Below are 13038 nucleotides of genomic sequence, written 5' to 3'. Positions count from 1 at the left end.
CGGAACACATGAGCGGACTGGAATACGGACTGGAATACAAGGAAACACCGCTGATCGGCCATGCCGAACTGCAGGAGCTGCTCGACCGGGCGCTCGCCGACTACGGTGTGCCGGGAGCGCAGGTCGGCGTCGTCGCGCCGGTGGGCGGCAGCGGCATTACGTCCGACGGCGGCGCGCTTGCGGCCGACACGGTCTGGTCGGGCATCGTCAACAAGACGACCGGCTATCCGGTGCAACGGGACACGCTGTTCCAAATCGGCTCCATCAGCAAGATCTGGACCACGGCGCTCGCCATGCAGCTCATCGACGAAGGCAAGCTCAGCCTCGACACGCGCGTCAAGGACGTGCTGCCGGACTTCCGCATCATCAACTCGCCCGAAATCACGTACGGCTGCACGATCCGCCATCTCATGTGCCACACCAACGGCATCGAAGGCGACGCGTTCCCCTCGACGCTCGGCCGCGGCGACGACTGCGTCGCCAAATACGTCGACTACATCGGCCGATTCCCGGCGCGCACCCCGCTCGGCGGTCCATTGAGCTATTCGAACGGCGCGTTCGTGGTGCTCGGCCGCGTGGTCGAAGTGCTGCGCGGCATGACATGGGACGCCGCGCTGCGCAAGTATTTGGCGGAACCGTGCGGATTCGACCATGTGTGGACGCTGCCGGAGGACGTGCTGCGCTATTCGAGCGCGCTCGGCCACTACCGGGCCGTTGCGAACGACCGGCAGATCTTCCCCGCGCCGGTCGAACCGACCGACACGTGGCAGCTGCCGCGCAGCAGCGGGCCGTGCGGACAGGTGTCCGCGTCGATCGGCGATCTGCTCGGCTTCGCGACGCTGTTCCTGAACGGCGGCGTCGCGCCGAACGGGACGCGCGTGCTCTCCGCGCATTCGGCCGGGCTGATGACCCAAGAGCAGGTGAGCCTGCGGGAACAAGGCATTGAAAACGTTGGCTGGGCGCTCGGATGGCAGCTGCCCAATTGGGGCGACGAGCCCGCGTTCGGCCACGGCGGCGCCACCGAAGGGCAGCGGGCGAACATCGTCGTCTTCCCGAACCGGCGCATCGTCGTCGCCACGCTCACCAACGCGGACGCCGGCACGCAGATGGCCGCGCACATCGCCCGCGAGATCACCGGACGCGCCGGCATCGCCGTGCCGCCCGCCGTCGAACTGTCCGACCGCAGGCTCACCGCCGAGGAGATCGCGAACATCGTCGGCGTATACGAACGGCATGAGGAACATCAGGAATACCGCGAAGGAGGCCCGACCGGCGTGCTCGGCATCTTCGCGCCCGACCCGGACGACGGCCCGTACGGCGTCGAACTCACGCTCCCGCTGCACGCGACCGAGCAGGGCTACTATGCGGTGCAGCGGCCGGACCAGCGCACGCCCACGGAAATCGCGTTCGTGCGCGCCTCAGACGGCAGACGCTACGTCGCCTCCGGCCATCGCGTCACGCCGAAGGTGGCGTGAATGGCAGGACATGAACGGCAGGACATGAGGAGTGACGATATGGAGACGAACGGCATGAACCGGTGCACTGGCGATGCGCCGGCGGCCTGGCCCGCCGACCTCGACCCGCGCGTCGACTGGTCGGTGATGATCCGCGACGCGTCGAGCGGCGAGCTGCTGTACGAGCGCACGCCCGACCGCGTGCTCAAAACGGCGAGCATCGGCAAGCTGTTCCTGCTCATGGAGGTGATGCGCGAGGTCGAATCCGGTGAACTCGGCCTGCACGAGGTCATCGACCGCGATCGCATGTCGCCCGACGACTTCTGCGAGGACTCCGGCATCCTCTACCTGCTCGATCAGAAAACGCTCACCGTGCACGACCTCGGCTTCCTGATCGGCGCGTTCTCCGACAACTACGCCACCAACCTGCTTGTCGAACGGGTCGGGCTTGACCGCGTGCAATCATTCGCACGCGAGCAGGGTTTCGAACATTCCGCGCTGCTCGACTACGTGCGCATGGAATTGCGGCCCGACGGCCCGGACGACATGTCATGCGGTTGCGCGCGCGAACTATGCGACTACATGATGCGGCTCAACGCCGGCACGCTCGTCTCGCCCGCCGCCTCTGCCCAGATCGAACGGTGGCTCGGCGCCGACACCGACACGTCGATGGCGTCCGGCGCGTTCAACGTGGATCCGCTCGCCCACTGGGAGGCCGGCGACCCGTTCCAGATCCGTCACAAGACCGGCACCGAGTCCGACGTGCGCTGCGACGTGGGCATCGCCCGCCACGCGCCCAGCGGCCGCACCGTCGCCTACGCGATCCTCGCCAACTGGGACAAGGCCCGCCACGGCCGCCTGCGCGACGACGTCCTCGCCGACATGCGCCGCCTCGGCGGGGCGATGCGCCGTTATATCGAACGGTAGAAGCCGGCCGCGGTCGAGCCGGCGATTACCGTCCCAGTACGATGTCGGCGAAACGGCGGGCGAACAGTTCGGATGGGCGCGTGTTCTCCTCGTCGTAGCGCGAATCGCGGTCGAGCACCTCGGCCCACGGGAAGCCATCCGCCTCCACGTCCCGAATATCGTCCGCATCCCACTCGGCGATGTTCGCCGCGGAAATCTCCGGATGGAACTGCAGACCCCACGCGTTCGGCCCAAGCCGGAACCCCTGCACGGGGGAGCGGTCGGAGTGGGCGAGCAGCACGGCCTCGTCCGGCAGCGACGTGATGTGGTCCACGTGGTTCTCCGTCATCGGGAACGTCGCCGGCAGCACCGAGAACAGCGGGTCGTCGGCCGCGGCCGCGTCCAGCGTGATCGGCGTGATGCCGTGCTCCGGCTTGAACTTGCGATGCTCCACCGTGCCGCCGCCGACATAGGCGAGCAGCTGCCCGCCCAGGCAGATGCCGAGCATGGGAATGTGCCTGTCGAGCGCCTCGCGCGTCAGCGCGCGCGTGGCCGGCAGCCACGGGAATTTGTCGTCCTCGTAGGGCAGGGGAGCGCCTCCGAGCACGACGAGCGCCGCGTAGCCGTCCAGCGAATCCGGCAGACCGTCGCCGCCGAATCGCAGCTCATAGTCGAGTCCCTGCCCGTTGAACCACGGTCCCAGCCTGCGCAGGCTTGCCTTGGCGGAGTGTCCGATGACCAGTGCGGTCGGCATGATGTGTCCTTTCGTTGAATACGCCGAACGTCACCGCAGGATGCGCGTGGTCGGCGTGACGGTGACGATGTCGTCGGTGCGCGGCGCGTCGGCCCGCGCAAATTCGAGCGTCTGCACTCGCGGATGCTCCAGAGAATTGAGCTGGATCGTGCAGCGCAGCGGATGATGCTCGCATGCGACGGTCCACGACAGTTGCGCCGGCGAGTCGGCATGCTCGTTGGACACGGTCACGCTGCCGGCGGACGGTCCGGTGGCAGCGGACGGTTCGGTGGCGGATGCGTCGGCGGCGGATGCGTCGGTGGCGGATGCGCCGGCGACGGACGCTCCGACGACCGGCAGCCCGGTGACCGCCAGCAGTTTCGCCAGCTGTGTGCCACGTTCGTCGAACGTCGCGTCCAACGTGACGTTCATCGCCAGCAGATCCGCCAGCGATGCGATCGCCTGCGTGCACGCTTCCGTTCCGTTCAGCGTTGCGAGCATCGCGTTGATCCGTTCCTGCGCGGCGCGCGTTTCGGGCCACAGCGGGAAGCTCCATCCTGCGATCGGCAGCGCCGGGGTACTCGAACGGCCACCGTCCGTGCGAGGACGGGATGCCTCCTCGAGCAGCAGCGACAGCGCGCGGATCGCGAGCACGCTCGGCGTCGCATACCGGCCGTTCGCCAGCACCACCACGCCCAGTCCGGAATCCAAATGCCAGCGCATGTTCGAGCCGTAGCCCGGGTATCCGCCCGAATGGTAGGCGATGTCGCCGAATCGCTCGTCGTGCTTGACGATCAGCCCGTAGCCGTACGCTTCGATCTCGTTGAAATCGCGCCGTGTGAGCCATCCGCGCGACGAGCCGGACCGCAGTACGGGCGGCATCGGCGTGTGCGGCATCTGCATGAGCCGACGGTATCGCCGCGGCAGCACCTCGTCGCCGAGCAGATCGGCCTCGGCTGCGCCATCGGTCTTGCGGTCTCCCCGCATGCCGGCGGAACCATCGGTGGAACCGCCCTCGCGCGGCGACGGCTCGAACCCGCGCGCCAGCCACGCATCCCACTCGGCCACGTCGTGCACGGAGCTGATCACACCGCCGATCACGCTGAACGCGCCCGGATCGGCGAACGTCTCCGGCACCCACGTCGCGCCGGCCGGATCGCCGTTCTGCTCGCTGCCCGGATCAAGGTGATGTCCGCAGCACAACTTGTCCGCCGGCACGTCGCGCCAATCGTACGTCGTCTCCGCCAGACCGAGCGGTTCGAGCAGATGCGTACGCACGTAATCAGGCACGTCCATGCCGCTCACGTTGCGGATCACCTCGCCGATCGCCGCGTAGCCGATGTTCGAGTACTCGTACCGTTCGCCGGGCGAATAGATCGACCTGAGCCGCTGCGCCAGCAACGATTGCAGCTCCGCCCGGCTGATCGACTCCTGCCGGTCGGCCCATGCGTCGTCGGTCGCAAGCCCGCAGCTCATCGCGAGCAGATCGTGCACGGTGATCGGGAACGAGTCGCGGTCCCACGGCACGACGTTCGCCAGCTGCGGCACGTAGTCCGCGGCCGGCGCGTGCAGATCGACCTTGCCCTGCCAGGCGAGCTGCATGACGGCCGCGGCCGCGAAGCTTTTCGACATGGACGCGATGCGAAAACGCGTGTGCTCGTTCAGTTCCAGCGTTTCGCCCGGCCGGTCGACGCGCGTGGCCGAGCCGCCGTGGCCGCTGGCGATCAACCCGCCCCGGTCGAAGATGCCGTACGTGTAGGCCGGCGCTTTGCGCTCGGTGACGAGTGCGCCGAAGATGCGGTCGATTTCGGCGAGGGTCGCCTCGTCGGGAACGTATGCATGCGATGCCGGCGCGGCGACCGATGCGGATGCTGCGGAAGTCAAGGAAGTCACGATGATGCCCCGGTCCTGCGCGGCTCAGAACTCGTAGTCGCCGGACGGGCCGATCGTCAGGGCCAGCTCGCGCGTGCGACCGGTGTGCATCGCGTCGTTGATCGCCTCGACCATCGGCATGTCCACCGCGTACGGCTTGCCGTCGAGCTCGCGCACCGGGATCACCCAGCCGCCGTGCGTCATGAACAGCGCGTCGGCCTCCTTCAGTTCGGCCAGCGGCAACTTCTTGTACTCGGTCTTCTTGCCCTCCTGCAGCGCCCACGCGAACAGTTCGCGCTGGGACGTGCCGTTGAGGATGCCGATGCGCGGATCGGGGGTGACGAACAGGTCGCCGTACTGCGCCACGATCGAGGAATTCGGGCATTCGAGCGTGAAGCCGTCGGTGGTGTACTGGATCGAATCGCCGATGCCGCGGCGATCGCACAGGCGGTGCTCCGACTGGCTGATCGCGTAGCTGAGCGTCTTCGCGCCGTTGAGCAGCCACGGGGCCTTCGCGGTCACGTCCGAGGCGTAGCCGCGCGACAGCGAGACCATGGTGAGCGGGTCGAGCGAATGCAGCAGGCCCTTGCCGTCGAGGAAGATCCACACGCTCGGCAGATGGCTTTTGTTCGCGCCCACGCCGGTGGTCGGGTCGAATCCGCGCGAGACGAGGATGCGCAGCATCGGTCCCGGTTCCGGGTCGTCGTACGCGTCGATGACCTTTTGCACGGCGGCGGTGAACGCGTCGATGTTCGGTTCGGGCAGGTCGGTCATGGCCGCGGACGTGGCCAGACGGCGCAGATGGTTCTCGAGCGAGACCGGGAAGCCCTTCCACACGGTCGTCGCCTCGAAGATGCCGTCGCCGCGCAGCACGCTCAGATCGAACACCGAGACGTGCGGCTGCTCCGGGTCGACGAGTTCGATCGTCTCGCCCGGCTCGAACGGGGTGCCCTTCGGCGAAAACAGTACGGACGCATTGCCGATGCCCAACACGATTCCAGTCATGACGCTCCCTTTTCTCGGATGATGGCCCTTGCGGCGGTAACGATCACCCAACCTAGTCCCCGCGTGTTATGCCCGCGCGAAAAGCCCGATATCTGGCGGTAACGTGACCGTCACAATGGGGAGGCCTGTTTTCCCGATGCTATGCCGTTGGAGCTTCCCCGTGGTGGCGGATTTCGAGAAAGCCTTCGTCAGCGGGGAAGTCGTCTCAGTCATGACTGAGATGACTGAGACGATGTAACACGGGATGTGTGGGGGCGTAATAGAGGTTTAATGTGCGGTGTCTAGCGTGGCGTTGCGTTGATGGTCGATGTGAAGGTCGACGTGAGGACGTGCCGGCGCCGCGTGCGTGGCGACGGTGCGTGCGGAGAGGGGAGTGACGATGACGATGGACGGATCGGCTGGCGCATTGGATGAGAACACGACGCCCGCGGCCGCTCGCGAGGCGTTTCGTTCGGGTGCGGTGCGTCCGACGTGCGGCGTGTCGAAGGGCTACGCGCAGGCGAACATGATCGCCCTGCCGCGCGAGTATGCATACGATTTCCTGCTGTTCGCGCAGCGCAACCCGAAACCGTGCCCGATTCTCGACGTGCTCGACGCCGGCTCCCCGTTCCCGTCGATCGCCGCCGGCTCCGACGTGCGCACCGACATTCCGCTCTATCGCGTGTGGGAAAACGGCGAACTGGTCGACACGCTGCCCGACATCACCGACGTGTGGGCGAAGCACGACGATCTGGTCACGTTCCTGATCGGCTGCAGCTTCACGTTCGAGTTTCCGCTGATGGAGGCGGGCATTCCCGTCCGCCACATTCTCGCCGGACGCAACGTGCCGATGTACGACACGTCGATCAAGTGCCGCCCGGCGGGCCGGTTCAGTGCAAACATGGTCGTTTCGATGCGCGGCATCCAGCCGGACCGCGTGGCCGACGCGGTGCGCATCTCGGCCCGCTATCCGAGCGTGCACGGCGCTCCCGTATGCGTCGGCTCGCCCGAATCCATCGGCGTCACGGACGTCATGCACCCCGACTACGGCGACGCGCCGGTGCTCGAGGACGGCGACGTGCCCGTGTTCTGGGCGTGCGGCGTCACCCCGCAGGCCGCGGTCATGGCGTCCAAGCCGTCGTTCGCAATCACACACGCGCCGGGCCACATGTTCATCAGCGACGTGCCCGACCGCACATACATGGTGTGAGGCTTGCGAGGCTGTGGCATACGCGGGGCTGTCGGTGAGACTTGTGGCAACGCGGCCGGCCGTGGAGGCGTGACGTTCGTCGCACGGACGCTGAATATCATGGAAGTTCATGAAAGACCACGGGTGTAAAACACCTCGTGAAACATTGCATGGCGGACTGTGCGGCGCGTCATGCGAACGAATTCGACTCGACGGAGTCGACGACGAAAGGACGGAACCGACGATGCGCATCGATCTGAACAGCGACATGGGCGAAAGCTACGGCCGGTGGACGCTCGGCGACGACCACGCCCTGCTCGACGTGGTCTCCAGCGCGAACGTCGCCTGCGGATTCCACGCGGGCGACCCGGCGGGCATGCTGCGCACGTTGTCGAACGCCGCGGACAACGGCGTGTGCGTTGGCGCGCACGTCGCCTACCATGATCTCGCCGGATTCGGCCGCCGCTTCGTCGACGAACAACCGGCCGACCTCAAGGCCGACGTCATGTACCAGCTTGCCGCGCTCGAAGGACTCGCCGCAAGCGTCGGCGCGCGCGTGAGCTACGTCAAGCCGCACGGCGCGCTGTACAACCGCATTGTGCACGATGAGCGGCAGGCGCAGGCCGTCGTGGATGCGATCGTTGCCATCGATCCGGCGCTCGGCCTGCTCACCCTGCCCGGTTCCGTGGTCGGCGAGATCGCCGCCGCAGCCGGACTGCGCGTGTTCCGCGAGGCGTTCGCCGACCGCGCGTACATGCCCGACGGCACGCTCGTGCCGCGCACGCAGCCCGGCGCGGTGATCAGCGACGTGGACGCGGTCGCCGCGCGTGTTTCGCGCATGGCGTCGGCCGGCGAAGTCGTTGCGATCGATGGCAGCGTGATTCCGGTCGCCGCCGACTCGGTGTGCGTGCACGGCGATTCGCCGAGCGCCGTCGCAATGGCCCGTGCGATTCGCGCGCGGCTCGACGCCGACGGTTTCGACGTGCGGGCGTTCGCTGCGGATGCAGTTGCGGATTCCGCTGCGGATGATGCGGCTGGCACCGCCGGTTCGGCCGGTGCGGGGAAGTGAGCAGGATGACTGACGCGTCTGCCGCCGTCTCGCCGGCCGCCATGCGATTCCTGCCGATGGGCCGCGCTGCGCTGCTGGTGGAACTGGACGGGTTGGATGCGGCGATGTCGCTGTACGCCGCGATCGAGGCGCGTCGTGCGGCCTTGCGTGCGGCGCAGTCACGTTTGCCGCATGCCGTGGACCGGTCCGTGCATGCCGAGGATCGGTCCGCGCATGCCGAGGATGACCTAGACGCGAGGGCCGGCGATGCCGCGCCGCGCACCGCGCTGATGGACCCGTTCGCCGGCGTGACCGAAGTGGTGCCGGCCGCACGGACCGTGCTGATCCGGTTCGATCCGCTGTTTACGGACCGTGACGAACTGGTTGCAGCGGTGCGCGGATTGGACCTGGGCGGTCATGTCGAACGGCATGCGAAGACGGTGACCGTGCCGGTCGTTTACGACGGCGAGGATCTGGACGCGGTCGCGGACCTGCTCGGCGTGAGCGCGGTCGAAGTCGTGAACCGCCACGCCGGGCACGCGTGGACGGCCGCATTCGGCGGATTCGCGCCCGGTTTCACCTACCTGACCGGCGGGGATCCGATCTTCGACGTGCCCCGTCGTGCGAATCCGCGGCTTGCCGTGCCCGCCGGCGCGGTCGGCCTTGCCGGCACGTTCAGCGGCGTGTATCCGCGGCCCAGTTCCGGCGGATGGCAGCTCATCGGCACCACCGACGAACCGATGTGGGACGATCATCGCAACCCACCCGCTCTCATCCAGCCCGGCGACACCGTGCGATTCGAGCCGGTACGGGAATGGGTCGCAATGGCTGCGTCCGTTGATGCGGATCGCGATGTAGCGGTTACTGGCAATGCGGTGCACCGCGAATCATTTTGTGAAACCTTGCGTGAAACATGTGATGGACGGATATCCGATTCACCGCATGCGCACGACGCTGCGGACGCCACTCATGGTGTTACGTGCTCATCAAGCGTCGGTCTGTCGCGCGACGATACGCAGGTCGACGATTCAGCTTGTGCTGCCGATCTGACGATCGACGATCCGGGCATGTTCGCGGTGTTTGAGGACGACGGCCGCCGCGCGGCCACGATGGGTGTGACCGGTTCCGGCGCGGCCGATCCGGCGGCATTCCATCTGGCGAACGAGCTCGTCGGCAACCCTATCGGCACGCCCGCCATCGAAACGGCTGGCGGCGGACTGCGCCTGACCGTCCATCGCACGCTCGTACTGGCTGTCACCGGCGCGCCCATCGATGTCGCCGTCAGCGGCGCGTATGGGCGCACTCGCATCATGCGGCAGGAAGCGTTCCTGATGCAACCCGGCGAACAGCTCGAACTCGGCTTCCCGCAATGCGGCTTCCGCAACTACATCGCCGTCCAAGGCGGCTTCGACGCACCCTGTGTCCTCGGCAGCGCCTCCGCCGACACACTCTCCGGGCTCGGCCCGGCAGCGCTCACACCCGGTACGCCGCTCGCCATCGCGACCTCGCACGACTCTGATGCGGCTCGCGATGCGGTTCCCGATGCGGTTCGCGATGCAGCCACGCGAGCATCCTCTGACGAGGATGCCGCCGGCGACACCGACTGGGGGAGTGCACACCCGGCGCATACGGATGGCGCCATTCTTGGAGTGCCCGCCCCTGTCGTACGAACCGTATACACGGTCCTCACCGTCGGCCAACCGCAGCCGTGGTCGGCCGGGTTGCCCGCAACCGGCGAGGTCACCACCCTCGACGTCGTTCTCGGTCCGCGCGACGACTGGTTCACCGATCAGGGCATCACCGACCTGTTCGATCAGGAGTGGACCGTCACCGCGCAATCCAATCGCGTCGGACTGCGTCTCCACGGCACACGGCCGCTCGAACGTCGCGACACACGCGAACTCGCCAGCGAAGGCATGGTCCCCGGCGCGATCGAAATCCCGTCCAACGGCCAGCCCGTCCTCTTCCTGCGCGACCAGCCCGTCACCGGCGGCTACCCGGTCATCGCGGTCCTCACCAAACCGGCGCTCGCTCTCGCCGGACAGCTCCCGCCCGGCGCGCGCATCCGCTTCCGCAACGCGGACGGACCGTCGCCGGCAACAACCGCGCAGGCCGTGCCATCCGCATCACGCACGTCATCATCGCAGCACGAACCCAGCCAGACGCAACACCAGACGCAATCCAAGGAACCATCATGCTGAACCGAATCCTCATCGCCAACCGCGGCGAAATCGCGGTCCGCATCATCCACGCCTGCCACGACACCGGCCGCACCGCCATCGCCGTCTACGCCGACGCCGACGCGAACGCGCTGTTCGTGCAGCTCGCCGACGAAGCGTATCCGCTCGAAGGCGTCACGCCCGCCCAAACCTACCTCGACATCGACAAGATCATCGCCGCGGCCAAACGCGCGCACGCCGACGCCGTCCACCCCGGCTACGGGTTCCTGTCCGAAAACGCCGACTTCGCGCAGGCCGTCATCGACGCGGGACTCACGTGGATCGGTCCGAACCCCGAGACGATCCGCACGCTCGGCGACAAGGTCGCGGCCCGGCACATCGCCGCCGAAGTCGGCGCGCCGATGGCCCCCGGCACCGTCGCACCCGTGCACGACCCGAAGGAAGTCGTCCGATTCGCCCGCGAACACGGACTGCCGCTCGCTATCAAAGCCGTGCACGGCGGCGGCGGACGCGGCCTCAAGGTCGTGCGCCGGCTCGAAGACGTCGAAGAGGCGTTCCTGTCGGCCACGCACGAGGCCGAAGTCGCGTTCGGCAACGGCGACTGCTTCCTCGAACGGTTCCTCGACCGGCCGCGTCACGTCGAAGTGCAGATCCTCGCCGACACGCACGGCAACGTCGTCGCCGTCGGCACGCGCGACTGCTCGCTGCAGCGGCGCAACCAGAAACTCATCGAAGAGGCCCCCGCGCCCTTCCTGCCGGCCGAAATCAGCGACCATCTCAAGCAAACCGCCGTCGCGATCTGCCGCAAGGCCGGCTACGTGAGCGCCGGAACCGTCGAATTCCTCGTCGCCGAAGACGGCACCATGTCGTTCATGGAAGTCAACACGCGCATCCAGGTCGAACATCCGGTGACCGAACTGACCACCGGCATCGACTTGGTCGCCGAACAGCTGCGTATCGCGGAGGGGGAGTCCATCGCGGGGCTGGGGGAGGGTTTCGGCCCGCAATCGCACGGCCACGCGATCGAATTCCGCATCAACGCGGAGGATCCGTCGCGCGGATTCGTGCCGTTCCCCGGGCATATCAGCGCCCTGCGCGCGCCCAGCGGCCCCGGCGTCCGCTTCGACACGGGCGTCGCCGCCGGCTCGGACATACCCGACCAGTTCGATTCGATGCTCGCCAAGCTCGTCGTCTACGCGCCCACGCGCGAGGAATGCCTGCGTCGCGCCCGCCGCGCGCTCGCCGAACTCCAGATCGAGGGCGTGCCCACCGTCGTCCCGTTCGACAAGGCCGTGCTCGCCGACCCCGACTTCGCGTCCGCCGATCACCTCGGCGTGTACACGCGCTGGATCGAGGAGACGTTCCTGCCGCGCATCGACCCGGCCACGCTGACCGGCGACGGTCTGGTCGGACATGGCCCGGCTGGTGCTGGTGCTGGTGCTGGTGCGGCTGGCAGCGGTCCGTCTGGTGACGGTCTATCCGGCGACGGTCCGGTCGGCGACGGTCCCGCGTACGAACGTGCGTCGGACGAGGTCCCGATGCGGCGCATGTGGATCGAGCTCGACGGCAGGCGCGTGCGGCTCGGCCTGCCCGCGTCGTTCGCGCTCGCCGCGGTCGGCGGCGGTTCGGCGGCCGGTGACGCGACGGACGGTACAGCCGACGGAATGTCAGGTGGCGACGATACGGCCGCGGCCGTCGACCCGAACGCCGTCACGTCGACGATCACCGGCACGTTCGTGCGATGGCTGGCCGACGACGGTGCGACCGTGGCCGCCGGCGAGCCGGTCGCCGTGGTCGAGGCGATGAAGATGGAAACGCAGATCGCCGCGCCGCACGCCGGCACGCTGCACACGAAGACCGCCGTCGGCGACACCGTGCGCTACGGCCAGACTATCGGCACCGTCGATCCGGCCTGAGCCGCTTCTTCATATCGGCGTTATCTGTGACGGTAGTTTGCAGAGACAATGGCAGTATCACCCTTTTGCTGTCACGCTTTGGCTGAATGCGGTTGATCTGCGAGAGTGTGGTCCGTTTTGGTGTCATGCTTTCACGGGAACGATGGTTTTGGTGAAGCGTGACAGGGGACGTGTCAATGATCTCAGGACGCTTGGCTACTGATCGTTGGTATTACTTGGATCCCGCGGGATCCCGTCTGTCACGCACAGTCGATGACGCCATCTTTTGAGTGAAGCGTGACACAAGTTTTGTCACGCTTCGCCGATACAGGCGGTTTCCACGGTTGTATGACAGCCGGTCACGCCACACCCTGATCCATCACGCAACCAGTAAAGGTCCCGGAGGTCACGGGATGGCAAATCCGCCCGTTTTTCTATCCCGTGACCTTCCCTGCCTAAGCATTGAGGTCACGCGATGGAATCGACACGGTTCAATCCATCTCGTGACCGGCAATTCGCGGGTTTCGAGGTCACGCGATGGTATTTTGGCTGGTTTTGCCATCGCGTGAGATTGCCTCTAGTCATGGGATGGAATTGGCGCGATTCAATCCATCTCGTGACCTCGCAGACAAGGTTTAATCAGTGGTTTCGAGGTCACGGGATGGCAAATCCGCCCGTTTTTCTATCCCGTGACCTTCCCTGCCTAAGCATTGAGGTCACGCGATGGAATCGACACGGTTCAATCCATCTCGTGACCGGCAATTCGCGGGTTTCGAG

9 protein-coding genes are annotated in these 13038 nt (G+C 66.9%); 6 read left to right on the top strand and 3 right to left on the bottom strand.

From position 1 onward, the window contains the following. Positions 1-8 precede the first annotated feature (8 nt). The gene (locus tag JS533_RS08280) at positions 9-1475 is read left to right on the top strand and encodes a serine hydrolase domain-containing protein (RefSeq protein ID WP_241513960.1); all 1467 of its coding nucleotides are present in this window, start codon (positions 9-11) and stop codon (positions 1473-1475) included. After that, positions 1476-2381, top strand: a complete 906-nt coding sequence (locus tag JS533_RS08275; RefSeq protein WP_241513959.1) for a serine hydrolase — start codon at positions 1476-1478, stop codon at positions 2379-2381. A 25-nt stretch (positions 2382-2406) separates the two neighbouring features. Here JS533_RS08275 and JS533_RS08270 read toward each other — a convergent pair whose 3' ends face one another. The 3 genes from JS533_RS08270 to JS533_RS08260 are packed head-to-tail and all read right to left on the bottom strand — an operon-like array spanning position 2407 to position 5970. Continuing rightward, a complete protein-coding gene (locus JS533_RS08270) occupies positions 2407-3114 on the bottom strand; it encodes a type 1 glutamine amidotransferase (protein ID WP_241513958.1) in 708 nt (235 codons plus the stop codon). 30 nt (positions 3115-3144) lie between these two features. Beyond that, positions 3145-4977, bottom strand: coding sequence for a serine hydrolase domain-containing protein (locus tag JS533_RS08265; protein WP_241513957.1), 1833 nt, complete (start codon positions 4975-4977; stop codon positions 3145-3147). A gap of 33 nt (positions 4978-5010) precedes the next feature. After that, complete coding sequence (locus JS533_RS08260; protein ID WP_241513956.1) at positions 5011-5970, bottom strand: aminodeoxychorismate lyase; 960 nt, start codon at positions 5968-5970, stop codon at positions 5011-5013. Positions 5971-6349: 379 nt separating this feature from the next. Between JS533_RS08260 and JS533_RS08255 the strand changes: the two genes are divergently transcribed. From JS533_RS08255 to JS533_RS08240, 4 genes are all read left to right on the top strand, one after another. Further along, positions 6350-7159: a putative hydro-lyase gene (locus tag JS533_RS08255; protein WP_241513955.1), complete on the top strand. Its 810-nt coding sequence runs from the start codon at positions 6350-6352 to the stop codon at positions 7157-7159. A gap of 223 nt (positions 7160-7382) precedes the next feature. Further along, positions 7383-8207, top strand: a complete 825-nt coding sequence (locus JS533_RS08250) for a LamB/YcsF family protein (protein ID WP_241513954.1) — start codon at positions 7383-7385, stop codon at positions 8205-8207. Positions 8208-8263: 56 nt separating this feature from the next. Continuing rightward, complete coding sequence (locus JS533_RS08245; protein WP_476727088.1) at positions 8264-10387, top strand: 5-oxoprolinase subunit B/C family protein; 2124 nt, start codon at positions 8264-8266, stop codon at positions 10385-10387. After that, positions 10384-12282, top strand: coding sequence for an ATP-binding protein (locus tag JS533_RS08240; protein ID WP_420838641.1), 1899 nt, complete (start codon positions 10384-10386; stop codon positions 12280-12282). Before JS533_RS08245 ends, JS533_RS08240 begins: the two co-directional genes overlap by 4 nt. Positions 12283-13038: the final 756 nt, after the last annotated feature.

Origin of the sequence: Bifidobacterium amazonense (assembly GCF_018555435.2) — a bacterium.
Taxonomy (GTDB): domain Bacteria; phylum Actinomycetota; class Actinomycetes; order Actinomycetales; family Bifidobacteriaceae; genus Bifidobacterium; species Bifidobacterium amazonense.
Note: the sequence above shows the minus strand (reverse complement) of the source record. Positions and strands in the feature narration are given on the sequence as shown.